Source organism: Luteolibacter sp. LG18, assembly GCF_036322585.1.
GTDB lineage: Bacteria > Verrucomicrobiota > Verrucomicrobiia > Verrucomicrobiales > Akkermansiaceae > Luteolibacter.
Genome location: NZ_AP024600.1, coordinates 1,067,092 through 1,085,826, shown reverse-complemented (window position 1 = coordinate 1,085,826; position 18,735 = coordinate 1,067,092). Strand labels below are relative to the sequence as shown.

At 67.6% G+C, this 18,735-nt stretch carries 11 protein-coding genes; 5 read left to right on the top strand and 6 right to left on the bottom strand.

Translation table 11 applies throughout. The features are described 5' to 3' along the window. The first annotated feature begins 24 nt into the window (after positions 1–24). The 4 genes from llg_RS04550 (at position 25) to llg_RS04535 (ending at position 4,921) form a co-directional block, all read left to right on the top strand. Positions 25–1,296: an HlyD family efflux transporter periplasmic adaptor subunit gene (locus llg_RS04550; RefSeq protein ID WP_338288349.1), complete on the top strand. Its 1,272-nt coding sequence runs from the start codon at positions 25–27 to the stop codon at positions 1,294–1,296. A gap of 300 nt (positions 1,297–1,596) precedes the next feature. After that, on the top strand, positions 1,597–3,606 hold the full coding sequence (locus llg_RS04545; RefSeq protein WP_338288348.1) for a PDZ domain-containing protein: 2,010 nt from the start codon (positions 1,597–1,599) through the stop codon (positions 3,604–3,606). A gap of 36 nt (positions 3,607–3,642) precedes the next feature. Then, the gene (locus llg_RS04540) at positions 3,643–4,407 is read left to right on the top strand and encodes a serine protease (protein WP_338288347.1); all 765 of its coding nucleotides are present in this window, start codon (positions 3,643–3,645) and stop codon (positions 4,405–4,407) included. Positions 4,408–4,504: 97 nt separating this feature from the next. Further along, complete coding sequence (locus tag llg_RS04535; RefSeq protein ID WP_338288346.1) at positions 4,505–4,921, top strand: hypothetical protein; 417 nt, start codon at positions 4,505–4,507, stop codon at positions 4,919–4,921. A 119-nt stretch (positions 4,922–5,040) separates the two neighbouring features. On the opposite strand, the gene llg_RS04530 is transcribed toward llg_RS04535, so the two are convergent. The 4 genes from llg_RS04530 to llg_RS04515 form a co-directional block, all read right to left on the bottom strand. Then, a complete protein-coding gene (locus tag llg_RS04530; RefSeq protein ID WP_338288345.1) occupies positions 5,041–5,703 on the bottom strand; it encodes an N-acetylmuramoyl-L-alanine amidase in 663 nt (220 codons plus the stop codon). After that, positions 5,703–6,578: a YicC/YloC family endoribonuclease gene (locus llg_RS04525; RefSeq protein ID WP_338288344.1), complete on the bottom strand. Its 876-nt coding sequence runs from the start codon at positions 6,576–6,578 to the stop codon at positions 5,703–5,705. Before llg_RS04525 ends, llg_RS04530 begins: the two co-directional genes overlap by 1 nt. Before the next feature lie 55 nt (positions 6,579–6,633). Next, a complete protein-coding gene (locus llg_RS04520; protein WP_338288343.1) occupies positions 6,634–7,968 on the bottom strand; it encodes a hypothetical protein in 1,335 nt (444 codons plus the stop codon). 76 nt (positions 7,969–8,044) lie between these two features. Further along, a complete protein-coding gene (locus tag llg_RS04515; protein WP_338288342.1) occupies positions 8,045–8,452 on the bottom strand; it encodes a hypothetical protein in 408 nt (135 codons plus the stop codon). On the opposite strand from llg_RS04515, the gene llg_RS04510 reads away from it, so the two are divergent. Next, the gene (locus tag llg_RS04510; protein ID WP_338288341.1) at positions 8,451–8,576 is read left to right on the top strand and encodes a hypothetical protein; all 126 of its coding nucleotides are present in this window, start codon (positions 8,451–8,453) and stop codon (positions 8,574–8,576) included. The genes llg_RS04515 and llg_RS04510 overlap by 2 nt on opposite strands. Here the strand turns inward: llg_RS04510 and llg_RS04505 are convergent. Together llg_RS04505 and llg_RS04500 are read right to left on the bottom strand one after the other, a co-directional pair. After that, positions 8,566–11,733 carry a hypothetical protein gene (locus llg_RS04505; RefSeq protein ID WP_338288340.1) on the bottom strand — a complete coding sequence of 1,056 codons (3,168 nt, stop codon included), beginning with the start codon at positions 11,731–11,733 and terminating at the stop codon, positions 8,566–8,568. The two genes, llg_RS04510 and llg_RS04505, sit on opposite strands and share 11 nt — an antisense overlap. A gap of 148 nt (positions 11,734–11,881) precedes the next feature. Further along, positions 11,882–18,640: a hypothetical protein gene (locus llg_RS04500; RefSeq protein ID WP_338288339.1), complete on the bottom strand. Its 6,759-nt coding sequence runs from the start codon at positions 18,638–18,640 to the stop codon at positions 11,882–11,884. Between the last annotated feature and the right edge of the window lie 95 nt (positions 18,641–18,735).

The window sequence follows — 18,735 nt, the reverse complement described above, 5'->3', positions numbered from 1 at the left end:
CCCTCATCCTTACCCGCGATTCCCATGTCCGATTCCCCTTCCTTCGTTCCCGCCCGCGGCCAAGACGATCCCCCGTGGGATCCGAAGGAGGGCCGCACCGCGAAGAAACGCTTCCGCAAGCTGCTGCCGTGGCTCGGCCTCGCCGCGATCGTCGCGCTGATCGCCATCGGCATGAAGGGCAAGCCGGTGGAGGTGGAAACCGGCGCGGTCACCCGCTCCGCGCTCACCGTCCGGGTCTCCGAGGAGGGCAAGACTCGCATCCGCAACCGCTACGTCGTCGCTGCGCCCGCCGCCGGGAAAATGCGCCGCGTGGCCCTCAAGGCGGGCGACGAGGTGAGGGCCGGGGAAACCGTGATCACCGCCATCGAGCCGGTCGTTTCGCCGCTGCTCGACCCGCGGGCGAAGGCGCAGGCCGAGGCCGTGGTGGCCACCCGCGATGCCGCCCGCCAGCAGGCAGCCGAATCGCTGGAGGTCGCGCGCGCTTCCCTCAAGCTCGCCATCGCCGACCGCGACCGCGTCCGCTCCGTGCAGATGCCGGGATCGGTGTCGAAGAGCGACCGCGACCGCGTCGAGAGCGAGGCCAGTGTGAAGGCCGCCCAGCTACGCGCCGCCGAGTTCACCCTCCAGGTGGCGGAGTATGAACTCGCCCAGGCGCGCACCGCCTTGGAGCGGCCGAAGCCCGATGCCGCCGGCAACCTCGCCGAGGTGAAGTCGCCCGTCTCCGGTCGCGTGCTGAAGGTGATGCAGGAGAGCGAAACCATCGTCACCCCCGGCACCCAGATCCTGGAGATCGGAGACCCGGCGGACCTTGAGATCGAGGCCGAGATCCTGTCCCGCGATGCCGTCGCCATCCACGAGGGCGATCTGGTGGACATCGAGCAATGGGGCGGCGCGCAGCCGCTGAGAGGCCGCGTCCGCCGTGTCGAGCCCGCCGGTTTCACCAAGATCTCCGCGCTCGGGGTGGAGGAGCAGCGCGTGATCGTGCTGAGCGATCTGGTCGATCCGCCGAAGGAAGCCGCGCGCCTTGGCGACCGCTTCCGCGTCGAGGTCCGGGTCGCCGTCTGGCATGGCGAGGATATCCCGGTGGTGCCGTCCGGCGCGTTGTTCCGCGAGGGCAATGCCTGGAAAACCTTCGCCTTCCGCGGAGGCAAGGCGGCCAAGGTCACCCTGGAAGTCGGCCACACCGATGGCCGCCTCACCGAGGTCACCTCCGGCCTGGTCCCCGGCGACGAGGTCCTCCTCCACCCGCCGGACACCGTCAAGGACGGCACCGAGGTGAAGAAGCGCCAGGAGTAGGGCCTTTAGGCGAGGAGGGTCTTCAGGGGGGGGGCGGAGGCCTGGAAGTTTGCTGGTTTGCAGTGTTCAGTTTTCAGGAAGAGAAGATGGCTCCAGTCGCCCTCGGAGCCCGATTTCGCCTCTCTTCCCTTTTGCGATTTTTGCGCTTCTTTGCGGCTAAAATCTCCCGAGCCACCGCCCCCTCTGACGACCCTCCTCGGCTGAAGCCTCCACTCCTCCCGCCCTTTTCCAGACAAAACCCGCCGCGGACCGCGCTGACGGCTTGTCCTCCCTCGGGAGGGACGCTCAGATCCCACACCGATGTTCCGTCACGCCTTTTATCTGCTCCCCTGCATCGCCGCTCTCGCGCCGGTGACCGCCAGCGCCAAGACCGATCCCCAGATCGAGGCCTCCGTCCAATCCGTCTATCCCGCGCTGGTCCGCATCCACGTGGTGGCGGAGGAGGGCGGCGCGGGCCGCATGCAGAAGCAGCGCGCCAGCGGCTCCGGTACCATCATCCATCCGGACGGCTACATCCTCACCAACCACCACGTCGCCGGCCGCGCCACCCGCATCGTCGTGCGCCTCGCCGATCGCCAGGAAGTGCGCGCCACGCTGGTCGGCACCGATCCGCTCTCGGACCTCGCCATTCTCAAGATCGACAAGAAGGACCTCCGCGACCCGAACGCGCCGCTGCCGGTCGCGAAGTTCGGTGACAGTTCCGCCTTGGAAGTCGGCGATGTCGTGCTCGCCATGGGCAGCCCGGCCGGGCTTTCCCAATCGGTGACCCAGGGCATCGTGGCCAATACCGAGATGATCGCGCCCGGCGGCTCGATGCGCCTCGATGGCGAGGCCGTCGGCGAGCTGGTGCGCTGGATCGGCCACGACGCGGTCATCTTCCCCGGCAACTCCGGCGGCCCGCTGGTCAATCTCAAGGGCGAGATCATCGGCGTGAACGAGGTCGGCATCGGCAGCCTCGGCGGCGCGATCCCGGCGAACCTCGCGCGCAAGGTGGCGGACGAACTCATCGCCACCGGCAAGGTCCGCCGCAGTTGGACCGGCCTTCTCGTCCAGCCGCTGCTCAAGTCCAGCAAGGACGCCGCGGGCGTGCTCGTCGGCGGTATCATCGCGGGCTCCCCGGCGGACAAGGCCGGCCTGAAGGCGGGCGACATCGTCACCGCCTGCAACGGCACCGCCGTTCCCGCCTCCCGCTCGCCGGAGGACATCCCGGTGTTCAACCGCCTGCTCCTTGAGTCTCCGGTGGGTTCCGAGGTGAAGCTCGACGGCCTGCGCGATGGCAAGGCGATCACGTGGAAGCTCACCACCACCGAGCGCGAGCCCGCCGAGCCACGCGAAAAGGAACTCCTTTCCTGGGGCATTACCGCCCGCGATCTCACCCAGCTCACCGCGAAGCAGATGCTCCGCGATGACAACCGCGCCGCGGTGGTCCAGAGCCTGCGGGCCGGCGGTGCCGCCGCCGATTCCAAGCCGGCGATCGCGCCGGGCGACCTGATCGTGGAGCTCGATGGCAAGCCGGTCACCGGCCTCACCGATCTCGTCAGCGTCAGCGCGGACATCACCAAGGACAAGACCGAGCCGGTGCCGGTGCTCGTGTCCTATGAGCACGATGGCCGGAATTTCCTCACCGTCGTGAAGATCGGCCCCGAGCCCGATCCCGACAAGCCGGGCCTCGTCCGCAAGGCGTGGATGGGCCTCGATACCCAGGTGATTTCCGCCGACCTCGCCACCGCGCTCGGCATTCCCGGCTCGAAGGGCGTGCGCGTCACCCAGGTCCACCCCGGCAGCAATGCCGAGAAGGCGGGCCTCAAGACCGGCGACCTGCTGCTCAAGCTCGATGGCACGGTGATCCCGTCCTCCCGCCCTGAGGACTCCGACGTCTTCAGCTCCCTCATCCGACAGTATAAGATCGGCTCGGAGGTCGCGCTGAACGTCCGCCGCGGCAAGGAGGATATCGTCATCAAGGTGCCGCTCGTCGCCAGTCCGGAAGGCACCTCCGAACTCGCGTCCCACGTCTGCGATCCGCTGGAGTTCACCTCCCGCGATCTCGGTCAGGCCGACCGCGTCCGCGAGAAGCTGCCGGAGGATCTCAAGGGCGTGCTCGTCTCCGCGGTGGTGCCGTCCGGCTGGGCCGGGCTCGGCGGGCTTTCCAACGGCGACATCCTGCTTTCGCTCGATGGCAAGCCGGTGGACTCCATCGAGACGCTGAAATCGCTTCTCGACGAACTGGAGAAAAACAAGCGCACTCCATTCGTGATGTTCGTCCGCCGCGGCATCACCACCCGTTACATCGAACTCGAGCCGACCTGGTGATCCACCCGGCTCCCGCCATTCTCAAACTCCGAAATCATGAAATTCGTCCCGTTCGCCCTCGCCGCGCTGCTCGCGGCTCCCCTCGCCACCGCGGCCACCGGTCCGCTCAAGGACAAGGCCGTCGCCCTCCAGGCCTCCAACAAGGACTCCGTCGTCTTCATCAGCGCCGTGGTCGAGCTCGAGGTCACCGCCGGTGACAACCCGAGCCGCAAGGAGGAGAAGAAGGTCGAGGTTGTCGGCACCGTCATCGGCAAGGACGGCCTGATCGTCGGCCCGCTCTCCGCCCTCGACGTGGCCTCGGCCGTGGACGGCCGCACCGTGAACACCCCAAAGGGTCCGGTGCAGATCTCCGCGAAGTCGAACACCAAGGAAGTGAAGATCATCCTCGCCGATGGTTCCGAGGTTCCGGCCAAGGTCGCCTTCAAGGACACCGACCTCGACCTCGCCTTCATCCGCCCGGAGAAGCCGGAGGAAGCCAAGCTCGTCCCGGTGAACACCGCCGACTCCGCGAAGCTGACCCTGCTCGATGACGTGATCGTGCTCGGCCGCCTCGGCAAGGACCTCAACCGCGAGCCGCTGGTGATGACCAGCGAGATCATCTCGATCCTCAGCAAGCCCCGCACCTTCGCCCGCATCGGCGCGCCGTCGCTCGGCATGCCGGTCTTCAATGGCGATGGCAAGTTCATCGGCATCGGCATCAACCGCTTCCCGCCGAAGGGCGACGAAAGCGGCTCGGGCCAGGCGACCAACGTCGTCCTCCCCGCCGCCGACCTGCTGGAGTCCGCTTCCCAGGCGAAGTAAGCTACGCGCGTTCTTTCAAAGCCGCTTCCCGGATAGGGAGGCGGCTTTTTCATTTTCCGGGAGTGCATGCGGGCACGGGCACGATCTAACATCCGGCATGATTCCGATTCGTTCTTCCGGTCCCACGAACGCCCTGGCTCTGTGGGTGATCTGGTTCGCCATCCTTTCCGGGCTCGTCATGATCCAGATGATCGCGGGCGGGGGGATCTCCATGGGGCCGGACAAGGCCGTGGCACCATTGGTGCCGGTGGTCATCGCCACCGGTGGCGCGTTCGCGTCGATGGTCGTCCGCTTCCTGGTCCTGCCTCGCGTGAAGCTGCTGGAACAGAAGCTGCCGCTGATGATCGTGGGCCTGGCGCTGGCGGAGTCCGGCGGCATGATGAGCGCGTTTCTGGTTCCGACTGCTTGTCCGCGGACACGGCTGTGGTTGTTCCTCACCGCGGTCACCTGCATCGTGCTGCACGCGCCGGTCTACGCCAATGCCAAGCCGGGCGATGGCGGTTACACGCGATGATTTCGAAGTAGCGCGAAGCTGGGCTTCGCGTGCGGGGCAAGCCACTGGGGGGCCTGAGGCACGTGTGATCCTCTCCGGGCTACCAGACGCACGCCGAGCCAAGCTCAGCGCACCATGGATCAGAGCTGCGCCCGATAACGCCCCACCCGTGCCAGGAAGGCCTGCCACGCGGGATCGGACTCGCCGCCCTTCACCAGGAAGTGCGGGCAGGTCTTGTGGCCGAGGTCGCGGTGGTCGTCGTAGCGGATCATGAGCCAGTGCTGGTGCGGCACCACGTGGGAAAGGGGGATGCCGTAGCGCTTCATCAGCAGCGCCGCGAGCTTGGCGGTGCGGTCCAGCGTGACCTCGCGGGAGTTGCCGCGGTTCTCGCACATCTCGATGCCGATCGACTCGCGGTTGCCCTGGCCTTCGTAGTCGGCGTGCTGGCCCTGCTCGTTGCACGGCTGGGTCTGGTAGATCGAGTGGTCGTCCACCGTGAAGTGCCAGATGATGTAGCCGAGCGAATTGTGCTCACCCTTCAGGCTGCCGGTGCGCAGCATCTCGGCGTGGGCGCGGGCGGTGCCTCCGGCGGAGAAGTTCTCGGTCGCATGGATCGTGATGTAGCGCGGGTCCATCGGCCGGATGCGGTGGCGGCCGTAGGAGCCCTTCGCCACCAGTGCGGAGGTCACCCGCATGTTGCCCCACGAGGAGGGGGCGCTGAGGTTGGCGTCACCCCCGGTGGGAGAGACGCCGCACGAGGCCAGCAGGACCGCGACCGGCAACAGGAGAAGCGCGCGTTTCATCACTCCACGTTCTGCACCTGCTCGCGGATTTTTTCGAGTTCCGTTTTCGCCTCCACGATCGTTTGGGAGATCGAGGCATCGTTGGACTTCGAGCCGATGGTGTTGAACTCGCGGAACAACTCCTGGCAGAGGAAATCGAGCGCACGGCCGGCAGGTTCGGCGGCATCGAGGTAGTCGCGGAATTTCCGGAAGTGGGAGTCCAGGCGTGTCAGCTCCTCGGTGATGTCGCAGCGGTCGGCGAACACCGCCAGCTCCTTGAGCACGCGCTCGTCGCCGGGATCGAGGTCGAGGCCCGCGTCGCGCAGGCGCTTCAGGAGCAGATCCTTCTGGCGCAGCGGGCGTCCCGGGGCCTCGGCGGTGAGCTTGGCCGCGAATTTCTCCAACAGGCCGAGCCGCTCCAACAGGTCCTCCTTCAGGTGACCGCCCTCCGCGGCACGCATCGCCAGCAATTGGTACATCGCCGCCTCCAGCGCGCGCTCCACCGCCTGCCACGCCAGATCGGCATCGATGCCGCCTTCCTCGAACGAGATCACGCCCGGCTGGCGGATGAAGTCCGCCGCCACCGGCAGCACCTCGCGGTCCAGCAGGTTGGAAAGTTCCCGGAACGCCTTCTCCATCGCCAGAGCCAGCCCGGCATCCACGCGCGCGGGCTTCGCACCGGCGGCGGTGGGATCGAGCTTCAGCGTCACCTGCAGGCGGCCGCGCGAGGTCGCCTGCGTCACGGCGCGGCGGATGCGTGGTTCCAGGTCGGCCAGGTCGCGGGTGCCCTGCACCACCACCTCGGACTGCTTGCGGTTCACCGCCGTGATTTCCACGGTGGCGGTGAAATGGTCGGTCGTGGCCGAGCCGCGGCCGAATCCCGTCATCGAATGCATGGCGGCGACTGTGCAGGACTCCGCGGGTTTCGCCAAGGGGCAAACGGTGCCCCCGTTAGCCAAGCGCGGCCCGTACTTCGTCCACCACCGCGTCCGCCTTTTCCCCATCCATCCACCACGCGATCCGCTCGGCCTTGTCGCCGACGATGAGTTCCAGCTTCTTCATCGGCTTGCCGTTGGTCTGCCCGGTTTCGCTGGCGCGGATGTCGCGGACCTGCGCGCGGTCGAAGAGCTGCTCCTTCAGCACGATGCCCTTTTTCATCGTTCGCACCGCGATGTGGCGGGTGGTGCCTTCGATACGGGTCTCGGTGCCGAGCTTGCGGAGCGAGGCGATGGTGACGCCGAGGCCGATCAGGAAGAACAGGCTGCTCATCGTGAGCCAGATCGTGCGGAAGCCCACATCCAACATTTTGAAGATTCCGGGCCCGGAGGAAGACCCATGGTGGTTAGGAATGACGAAGAGCCCGAGACCGATGAAGACCGCGGCCATCACGGCAAACAGGATGCCGGCGAACACACCCGCGCCGGAGCCCGGCAACGCGACGCTGAACACGGATTTGGATTGAGACGTTCCCACGGGGCGGCTCGCCTCGGTGCGCGGCCCCGTTGCTTTCTCCGGCCACACCGCCGCCTTGAAGTCCGCCACCAGCCAGGCCTTTTCCTCCGGCGTCAGGCCGCTGCCGAAGCGCAGCTTGCCGGACTTGCCCTTCAACTCCACGCCATATACCGGCTGGTAGTTTTTGGTGTAGATCACGACCTGCGAGATCGATTGCAGGTTCGCGAGCGGCAGCGACTTTTCCTTCCGCTTGCCGCGCCACTCGCGCAGCAGGGTGACCGCGCCGTTGCCGATCGTTACGCGGTGCTTCGCGTTCTTCATCCGGTAGCCGAAGTACAGCATGCCCAGTCCAACCGCCCAGAACAGGCTGATGAACAGCGCGCCTCCACCGGCTGCCGCCCATGTTCCGGCTCCTTTGCTCACGGTCACCTTGGCTGTGGGAACGATCAGCCGGATCCACAGCGGTGAGCTCATCGCCAGCGTGAAGAGCGCGATGAAGGAGGTCCACACCCACCCGAAGCCCACCAATCCCCCGGCATTACCGGAGGGCGGGATGTGCCAGGTGGTGAAGCTGCCCGCTCTCTCACAGACGATGCGCGTGTTCGCGGGTGGTTGACCCGCGCGTCCCACCCGGTTGCCATCGGTGTTACCGCGCGCCCATTCGGAGGCCGAGCCGAAGTGCGCACACGAACGGCACGTGATCACGGTATCCATCTCCGTGGGGAGCTGGGTCGCCAGCGTTCCACAGGCGGGGCAGGCCAGGCCACCTTTCGAAGCGAGGTTGTTGAGATGGGCCTTCTCCAGCCCGGTCACGATCTTTTTGAACATCGGCACGCGCCCGGACTAACAGGCTGCCGACACGCTGGCGAGCCCGGCCCGGTTCGAAAACGGTCCGCCGTTTCAACCCGCGTCACGGCAATGCCGCCCGGGGATCGTCCGCGGCCCAGAGCGCGGCCTTCACCTCGCGCGTGAACTCCGCCACTTTCTCCTGCGACCACGGAGTCTCGACCCGCAGCGACATCTGGCGCGAGCCCAGGATCTCCACGCCCCAGCAATGGGAATGCTCGAACCGCATTTGGCGGACGCGGCGAACCTTCTCCACTGGCAACCGGCTCTCCTTCACCCGTCCGTCGCAGTCCTCGAAAAGAACCACGGCTCCACCATGCACCACCAGCCGCCGCGTGATCGAGTCACGCCGCTTCTGATGCCACCGGAAGGCGAACCCGATCGGAACGAGAATCAAGGCAAAGGCTCCGAACGGCACGAGCAGTTGAAACGGGAAATCCTCCGGGTGCGAGGCAAACAGAATGCCGCCCATGACCGCCCACATCAACAGTGGGATGAACCCGCTCCAGCGTCGGCGAGACGCGGCTCCCAATGCCGGGACGTTCCAATGGCACCCGCCTTCCGGCGACGATTCGAGCGAGGCCGTCATCGCGTGACCCGCAGTCTCATGAACCGGTGCGGGCTGGCACTGATCCCCATCGTATCCCGGGTTTCGACGATCCGGGTGTTTCCCGACGGGGTTTCGGAAACGAAGCCCGGCCCGGTGGTCGCGGCCCCGTAGGCGCTTTGGGCGATCACCGACCAAGGTCCGGCCGGGCTGTCCGCGGCTTCCACCAGATACACGATGTCGGTGCTGGCGGGATCGCGCGGGAAGCGGTAGCGGAGATAGGAGTCTCCCCCGTAAACAGCGGTCTCGGCCGGGGGCAGGGTGGCGATTGTCGCTGCTGGATCGATACCCAGCGCGTATTTCAAAAGGTTGGGAATGCCATCGTTCCGGGGTGTCGCGGTGTCCGCCGCGTCGCCCTCGTTGGAGGTCGTGCCGAAGTGGATGCGCCGCCAGTTCTCCGAGCGGGTGAGGGTGGTGAAACGCCATGCGGCCTTGGTCAGCGTGTTGCTGCTGGTGAATCCCATCGGATTGAGGTGGGCTCCCTTCACTTTGTAACTGTAGGTGGTTCCTGGTTTCAGCCCGGTCAAAAATGCCGTGGAAATTGTGGTGGCAAATGCGGGCGCGGTTCCCGGCGTCACGATCGGAATGAAGACATTCAGGGGATTGCCGACCTCCGTAACGGTGAGGGAGAGCGTCTCGTCGGTGTAGGGAGTGATGGTCGGGGCCAACTGGGCGGAGGTGTCGGTGATCGCGGACGCCAGGAATGAGCCTACCGCGGGCGTCCGGTAATCGGTCGTGAACGTCATGTCATCGCTGTACCACGCCGTGCCGAAACCGTCGGCCAGCACGACGCGGTAGTGATAGGTGGTTTCAGGTTGAAGCGGCGTCGGGAATCCGAGCGTGAAGATGGCAAAGGAGCTCGTGACCTTGGTGCCGTAGGCCGACGTGAGACCATATTCCAAATAACTTGCCGAAGTGCTGGTCTGGCCGGTGGTGGAGACGGAAATCGACGCCAGGTTGCCAGTGAGGAGTGTCACTGAGATCGATTGGGCGCTGGTACCTTGAAAGGGGGAGCCAATGAGGGTGGCTCCATAGGAGGTGCCGGCAGCATTCGTGGCGATAACCTTGAAGCTACACCCGGCGGACGTCGAGAGCCCGGCCAAGTTGGCGGTGATGACGGTTTCGGTGCCCGCCGGGACTGTCGCCGGTGTGGCGGCGACAATCGTGGTCACTCCCTGCGAGGTGCACTGGAAGAACACGTTCGCAGGCAGGCCAAAGGTTCGAACGCTCCCGCGCATGAGAAGGCTTCCAGTGGGGCTGCCGAGCGACGCCGTGCCAAACGAGGAATCCGTGATGGCCACCGGCTGATCGGAAGCCAGCGTGGTGAAGGTCTGGTCGGTGCCATACACCGTGCCATAGGGATTCACCTGCACCGAGCGATAGTGGTAGAGCGTGCCGGGCATCAGGTTCACTAGGTCCGCGCGGACGGAATAGGTGCCGGAGGCGGCGGCAAGGGTCGGGGAGGATGCGGCCACGCTCTGGCCGTAGGAGAGATCGGTGCCGTATTCGAAGCTGGCGGTGCTGGTGGCGGCGTTGAGCTTGAACGAGCCGTTGAGCGTGGCCGCGGTGGGAGCGATCGCCTGGGTAGCGCCAGTTGTGGAGGTTAGGCTCACCGCCGCGGTGGTGAACTGCATGTCTTCGCCGTGGGAAATGCCCGTCACGTCCACGATGGTGGCTCGGTAGTGATAGGTCGTTTCGGGTACCAGGTTCAGAAGTTTGAACGAAGGGCCGGACCCAGCCGCGGTTTCGACCGCTTTTCCTTCGGTGACCGAGTCGTAGCTGAAGGTCGTGCCATATTCGATGGTCACGGTGGCGGGAGGGGCTCCCGGCTGGACGGCACTGGCGGGCACCGCGGCCGAGTCCGCCAGGATCGAGGTGGCCTGCCCGGTGATGACGCCGGGCAGGGACAAGGCGGGCGTGGTGAATTCCAGGATTTCGCCGGTATAGGTGACTCCCGCCTGGTCCTTGCCGGATAGGCGGTAGAAATACCGGGTGCCCGGAGACAAGCCGGTGAGATTGACCGTGGTGGAGACCGGGGAAGAGCCGGAGAGCGACGAGGTGACCGGTGTGGCGGTGCTCAGGCTTTCGGCCGTATAGGCCCAATATTGGAAAGCCGCGCTCACGGTGCCGCCACCCGGATTGGCGGAACCTTGCAGGGACGCCGTGGTCGGGCTGGCGGTGACTGCCTCCCCGGTGGTGACAATCGGGAGTTGGGTGGTGGTAAAGCTCGCGTCCGTTCCAGTGGCGATTCCCTCCTGGTTCGTGAGGCGGGCGCGGTAATGATAGAGGGTGCCCGGAGTGAGGCCCGCCAGGTTGAGCGCGAGGCTTTTCCCGGTGGAGCCGGCGGCGAGTGGGGTGGGATAGACCACTTGCGATCCGTAGGCGGTGGTCGGGCCGTATTCCACCACCAGCGTTGCGGCCGAGCTGCCGGCGGCGAGGCCGCCTTGGGTCACCTTGACGCCCGTCGCGGCGAGACCGGAGGAGCTTGGACTACCCGTGATGGTGGGAGCCGTGGTTGCGGCCAAGGTGGTCACCGTTATATCGGCTCCAAACCAAGTTCCATCCACGTTCGTGAGTTTCGCCCGGTAGTGGAAAGTCGAGCCTGCGGACAGGGCCGCGTTGAGACTCTTCGCCATGCTGGTCGAACCGGTGACGGAGAGCGAACCGGTGGTGGAACCATAGGCCACCGTGGGGCCATACTCGAAGGAAAGGGTCGAGGAGACTCCCGCCGGGTTCACGGTGGCGTTGAGAGTGGCTCCGAGATCGGTGATCGAAGTGGCCGCCGTGGTGCTCACCGTGGGCAGGGCGGCGGTGGTGAAGGTCGAGTCGGGGCCGGTGTAGCTGTCCTCGTTGTTCGTTGCCCGCACCCGGTAGTGGAACGTCGTTTCGGGAGACAGCCCCGCTACGGGGATTTGAAGCGTCTGGATGAAGGCGGTGAACGGGTAGACAAGGGTGCTGTTGCCGTAGGTCGTGGTGGCTCCGTATTCGAACCAGACCCGGGCTCCGGCGGCACCGGGACTGACCGCGCCCGCCTTCAGGACCGCGGTGGTGGCGGTGGTGATGGCTGGAACCGCGGAGGCACTTGGAGGGCTGGCCGTGGCCACGCCCATGGCAAGGAGGGCTATCCCGGCGTGGATGCCAAGCATCCGGGGGAGGGCTGATGAGGGCCGGGGGGCAATCCACATGTCCGTCCTATATCTCGGAAACCCGGGTCTGGCAATGGATGCGGTGGGCGGGACGCCCCGGATCTATCCTTTCCGGAACGTCCCGCCCAAGCCGCAAATCGGAGAGGCCTCACTTCCTGCGCCACACCAGCCCGCCGAGCACCACGCACATCAGGCCGCCGAGCCACAGGCTGCCGGCGCGCTTTTTCTTGAGGTCGAGGTCCAAGGTCATGGTCTTCCCGCCATCGACCTGCACGCTGCGTCCGAAGGTCAGCACCGTGCCGCGTTGCGGAATCGTCACATCCAGCGCCACGGGGGCCGGTTCGGCGGCGAGCTGCTGGGTCACGATCCGGTTGGCGATCGCCTTGAGCGCGGTGTTCTCGTCGGCGGTGTTGCCGGCCATGAACTGGTCGAACTGCTGCGGGTTGAAGTTGTAGCTGCCCTGCAGGACCGGGTTGTCATTGGCGGCCTGTTCGATCTGGGCGTTCTGGGCCTGGGAAACCTCGGCCTTGTTGTCGAGGTAGAGGCGCTGGCGGCGGGTGTTGAGGCCGAGCACCGCCTGCTGCGTCTTGAGCTGGCGGAGTTGCACGCGGGCGTCCTCGTTGGAGGCGGCGTCCAGCGTGTTGGCGCGGGCCGCCTTGCTGAGCGCCTGGCCGGCCTTGTCCTGTTCGCCCTTGGCCAGCCAGGTGTTCGCCTGGTCGAGCAGCGCCACCGCGTCCTGCGCGTCGGACGCGCGCTTGCGGCGGACGAACGACTGGTAGTCCTCCAGGCGGAAGATCCCGGCGGAGGCCTCGTCCTTCAGGTCGAAGTCGCCATCGTGCCCGGCCAATCTCCAGCCGTCCGGCACCAGCACGCGCCAGGTGAGGTTTTCCAGCGGCACATCGAGCGCCGGACCTTCGAGCTTCAGCCCCTTGCCGGAACCGGCGGAGTAAACGAAGCGCACCGAGGCCGGGCGACCGCCTTCCGGAGCGGGGAAGACATAGAACAGCCAGTCATCGCCCTCGCGCACCAGCGGCGCGCCTTCGTCGTTCACCAGCACGTTGAAGAGCTTCGCCTGCTTCGGCAGCCGCAGCCGCAGCGTGCCCTTCTCGGCCACCTGCACCTTCAGGTCGACCGCGGTCAAGGCGTCGCCATCCGGGGAAACGAGCGTCGTGAGCTGGCCTGCGGCCACCCGCAGCTTGAGCGCGCCCGCGAGGTTGTGGCGCTTCACCGAGACAGTCAGCGGCCCCTCGGCCTCCGCCACGCGGAACGCCAGTCCTGGCGCGGCGGCGCTGGCGGCCTGCGGCACGGCATTCTGGACCACTGCCCAATCCGTGCGCTGCCAACCGCGCGGCGGCGTCGGGGCATCGAGCTCCAGTCGGCCACCGGCGCGGACGGATACGAAGTACGAGCTCTGTCGTACCTGCTCCAGCGTCACCGGCGTGATCGTCTCCGAGCCGCCGCCCTTCGACTGGCTCTGGTATTCCAGCTCCACCGCCGTGTCCCCGGCGATGCCGCGCTGGAAGCGGATGTCCCACGCGCCCGGCGTATCCGCCACCGGCACCAGGTCGCCCACGCCCGCGCCGCTGGCACGCACCGTGCCCGCGGTGGCGGCGTCGAGACCGGGAATGGCCACGCGCAGCGATTTCACCGCGGCGTTCTCGATCTTGTAGCGCAGCGAGACGTGGTGGACCATCTGGCCCTCGCGCAGCGTCACATCGTGCAGCACCTGCGCGGTGATCCACGGGTCGAGCCGCTCGACCGCCATCGCCAGCTTCCAATCCGATTGCAGCAGGCGGAACGCCAGCGCGCCCGGGCGCACCGCATCGCGGGCCTGCGGCGTGTCGCCGAGTTCGCGCGGATCGAGCTGGGAAACGTTGGCGCGGGTGGTGGCGCGGACCTGCAGGCCGCGCTCCGGCACCACGATCATCGTGCCCGTTTCACGCGCCGCCTCGCGCACCGTGATGCGCGGCAGGTTCCACGAGGCCTGGGCTCCCGGCGGCGGACCCGCCAGCGAGAGCGAGAACTCCTGCCGGCCCAGCGTGCGGCCGGTGAGATGCAGGGTGACGAGGCGCTTGGCCCCTTCTTTGGTGTCCGTCCAGTGGCTGAGCGCGTTGCCGGTCACCGCCTCGATGTCGAGGCCGTCCGGCACTTCCAGCACCACGCGGAACAACCCGGCGCGGGTGATTGTCACCCCGAGATCGGCGGCCAGCACCATGCGGTCCTCGCCGAGCGAAAGTACCTGCCGCGATTCCACGCGGACCTCGGGAGCCACCGGGGCGACATGCACCGCCAGCGCCGCTTCCTCGGTGCCGTAGCGGAACACGCGCTGCACCAGTGCCAGCGGACGGTTCTTCGCGTCCATCGGCACCAGCCTCCCATCGAAGTCCTCCAGGTTCACCACCGAGAGCCCCTTTGGCGTCACCGCCTCGGGCTGCGCCTCGTCGCCGAACGCCAGCGCCAGCAAGCCGACCTCCCCGGCCGATTGCGCCACCCGCAGCGGCGCGAGCGAAAGATCCACCGGCAGTGCGTCGCTGCCGCGCTGCGTTTCCACCGTGAAGGCGAATACACCCTGCTGCGCCGGTTCCACCGCCACGCGCAGCTCGCGCGTCCGCGGATCGAAGCGCCAGCTTCCCACCGGCCCCTCGGAAACCTCGCCCACCGTGAAGGCCTCGGGCACGCTCAATACCAGCTCGCTCACCCGGCCCTGGGTCGGGCGGATGGTCACGCGGTGGCGGCCGTTCACCACGCCGGGGCCAGGCATGAAGAGGTTCGAAACCTCGGAGAAATAGCGCGTCGTTTCCGCGGCCACGTTGCGCTGGCGCGGGCGCGCCTGGATCGTCGCATCACCGGCCGGACCGAGCACCAGCGTCGCGCCGCTCTCTTTCTCGCCGAGTCCGGCCAGCGGCGTGGTCGAGGCCGCGGCAGGCGAGGCGAATTCCCAGCCCGGCTCGCTCCAGCGCACGGTCACGCGCTGCGTCGCGGCGGTGCCGGTCGGCAGCGGGAAACCGTCCTGCGGCCGCGCCATCGGCATCTCGAAGCTGGCCTTTCCGCTCGCCTTGCCGGTGGCATCGATCACCACGAAATACGTGTCCTTGTCCTCCACCGGGGCCTTGATCACGTGCAGGCCGGTGCCTTGGAAACCGGTCAGCACCGCGGGTGGCTTCAGCAGCAGGAACCGCTCGCCCGCCTCGCCGCGCACCGTCAGCTCGATTTCACCCTGGAGTCGGCCATCGGCGATCTTCCACTGCTGGACGATCGTTTCGGCGGGTTGAATCTCCGCCGCCTCCGAGCGGATGGGGGAGAACCACAACAGGCCCGCGAGGATCGCCGTCGCCGCCGGAGTGGCGCGCGGCAGCTTCAGGCGCGGCAGCACCGGGATCACCCGCAGCGCGAGTGCCACCAGCGCGAGCAACCCGAAGAACCACGGCGCGCCACCGCGCTGGGCCAACAAGCCAATCCCGATCAGGATCATGCCACCGGCCGCGACCAGGCGGTTTGCGCGGATCACTCCGCGCCCCATCACGAGCACTCCGGCCACCATCGCCACGATGCCGGGCCACACCACATTCGCGCGCCACGGCGTCACGTTGGAAAGTTCCACCGTCACCTGTTGGCCCGGGGCTACCACCGGCGCGGCGTATTCCAGCGGCGGCGGGTTGAACGCGGTGTGACGCCACACCACCCAGCCAGCGCCCGCGCAGGCCGCCACCAGCGCCAGCCCGGCGAGCAAGCCCGCGAGCGCGCGCCAGCGGCCGCCACGGTCCACTCCGATCACCAGCGAGGCGATCGCGAGCAGCGCGATGAGCGCCACCGGCTTGCGGGCGAGGGCGGACACGCGCTGGAAACCATTCGGCTCGACCACCGGCCGCACCAGCTCCGCGGTGCCACCGGCGGGCAGCAGCCGGCGGTTCTCATCGCCGGTCACCAGCCACTCGCCGATCACCACCGGCGCGTCGAGCGCGGGCGCGGAGAGGGTGGGGGAACCGGCCCGTTTGGCCTGACCACCGTAGCGCAGGATCACCTCCACCGGGTCGTTCGGATCGTTCTTCGAAGGCAGCGGCACCAGCGTGTCCGCGCCGTCCTCGCGGGCGTTCGCCACCGCGCCATCGACCCGCGTTTCCCACAGCTTCGCCCCCGCGGGCATCTTCAGCCGCAGCGCGGCACGGCCACGGGATTTCACGAAGAAGCGCGCGTCCGTCACGATCTGGCCATCGCGCGAGACCTGGCTGGAGAGCTTGAGGAAATCCACCACCTGTTCGGCGGTTTCGCCCGGCGTGAACCATTTCACATCGAGGTCGATCGTGAAGTCCCGCGCCGTGTACTGCCACGCGCCGAGCGTGGGCGCGCTGGTGAGCAGGCGGTATTCGGCCGGAAGCTCGTTCGCTTCCAGCTTGAGCAGCGGACCCTCGCTACGGGAAACGGAGTAGTTCACCTGCAGTGGGCTCACCACCTGCACGTAGCCGCGCTCGCTCTGCACGTTAAGCGGGCGCACCGCGCCGGGCGAGATCACCCCGCCACGCGCGCTCATCGGCTGCTCGAAGCTCAGCAGCACCGTGCCCGCGCCCATCACCGGACGGGACAGCGGGATCACCATCACGGTTCCCTCGCGACGCCAATCCTTGCCCACGTTCTGGCCGGTCACGTCGATGTTGCCCACGCCTTCCGGGATCGAGATCCGCCACTCCGTCGCCGGAGCACCCACCACGAAGTAGTTCACCAGCACGCTGCCATAGGCCGCGCCCGCCTTGAGCGAGTAGAGGTGGAACACGTCCGCCTGCACGTTCTGGCCCAGCGCCTCGATCTTCATCGAGGCCGACCACGCGGCATCGCGCAGCCGGAACGCCTGCTGGAGGCCCTGCGCCTGCTTCGGGAAAAACGTCAGCGGCACCTCCGCCAGCGCGGCGGTCTTCGCCGGGGTCACGCGGAAGCCCGCGGCGGAAATCACGCCGACGAACCCGCGCCGCGATTTCACGCCGGGGAAGCCGAGCGGCGGCAGGTCCCACGTCCCCGCCTTCGCCGCCTCGTTCTTCTCCAGCTTCAGCGTGATCAACTGGCGGCCGTCCACCGGCTGGGTGAACAGGATCTTCACCACCCGCTTGCCGCCGCTGGCCGTGCCCGCGACGTTGAAATCCCCCACCGCCGCACCGGTCACACCCGCCACCGCGAAGTCCTCGGGCACCGCGATCTCCCACTCGCGCAGCGGGGCCTCGCGGATGTCCAGCTCTAGGTCCGCCAGGATCCGGCGGTCGGTCTCGGCGATTTCATACAGTGTCACCTCATTCACGCTCACCTCCGGCAGCACCTGGTCCGCCGAGATCTCGAATGAACGGTCGGCCGCCGGGAAACGATAGACCGACACCTGCCGCAGTCCTTCCGCCGCGGCCACCGGGAACTGTCCCGGCGCGAGCTGCATCATCCCGCTCGCGTTCGTCACCTCCACCCGCACCGCGCCCTGGCCCGCCACCCGCACCCAGCCGCTGTGGCGCAGCGCCCCCTGCGGCGTGAACCGCATCGGCACCGCCTTCGCCGGGAAGCTGCCGAGCGCCGCCTGCGCCTCGATTCGCAATTCCCCATCGCCCTCGATCGGGCGGTTGAGCGTGACTTCCAATTTCCGCGCGCCGCCGTCCTCGCGCACCGCCCAGCCGAGCACCTGCTCGCCCTGCACCGAGAGGATTTCCCCCGGCCCCTCAAGCTTCAGCGTGATCGCCGCGAGCTTTCCTTGCAGCACCCGGAACCGCAGCGCGGAAATCTCCCGCAGCAGGCCGCTGCCCACCCGCACCTCGGTGACCTCCGTGCTGGAGAAGAACAACGCGCCCTCCGCCTCTTCGCGCGAACCCTTCCATGCCAAGTTCACCCGGCCGTTCGCGGGCAGGAATCCGCGCCAGTTCGCGCCATCGCGCTCCGGCGTGACCGCCAGCGTGCGGTCGAACGCCACCTTGTCGCCCAGTCCCTCGATCCGCACCGGCACCACCACCCCGGACGGCAGCGTGAAGTCCGCCACCCGCCAGTCGCCCTTCCGCTTCAGCGGGGCCTGGAATGAAATCGTCACCGGGAAACTCCCCGCCTTGTCCGCCACCAGCTCGTGCACGTAGCCCTCGCCACGGCGCTTCAGCCGGATGTGCCAGCCATCGCCCGAGGCTTCGCCCGCGATCGCCGCCGAGCCGCGCAGCAGGTCGCACACCGCACCGACCTTGGTCGCCCGCGCCTCGCCTGTTAGGACGAACGCCACGCTTTCGCCATCCGACGTGGCCGTGCCCTGGAGCGCGGTGTTGAGCAGCTCCAGCTCGCGCGGGGCCGTGCCGCCGCGCGCGACTCCCACCGTGAGCAGCGGCAGCGCGCCGCCCTGGAACTTGCGGCCGTTGCCACCTTCCACCGGCACCAGCCCTTCAGCCTTGAGCACCCGCAAGTCCACGTCCGCGGCCGGTTCCAGGGTGGCGAGCAGCGTGAAACCGGAGGCCTTGCCGGGGCCGGGCAGCAGCACCGCGGCATCGCCGCGGCTGTTCCGCAGGTCGGACTTCGCCGTCACCTGTACCGCCCACGTGTCCGTCACCGCCTCCGGGTCCGGATGGAGGTCGAGGTGGCGCGAACCATCGGCCTCGGTGCGCACCGACCAGTCCTTGAGATGCTCGCCGGTCACCGCCGTGACCTCGCCCTTGCCCTGCAGGGCCAGTGACAGCGTCTCGGCCTTGCCCTGGAGGATCTTGAAGGTGAGCTCGAACCGGCTGTCGGCGGAGTCCAGTCCGATCCGCGTGGTGGCGGTGGCGGCGGCGGAGAAGAACAGCGGCGCGGGCTTCTGGATCTTCTCGACCGGCACCAGCGCCACGCCGTCGCCGACGTCCACGCGGGCTTCGTCCTGCGCGGCGGCGATCGCCAGCAGGAGTGTTAGAATCAGTGCGATGGCTTTCATTGGGGAAGATGGGGTTGAGCCGCCGGACGCGGGCGGATGGACACGGACGGAGGAAAGGTCATGAGCGGGGTTCTTTCGGATTCCGGCCGTGTCCA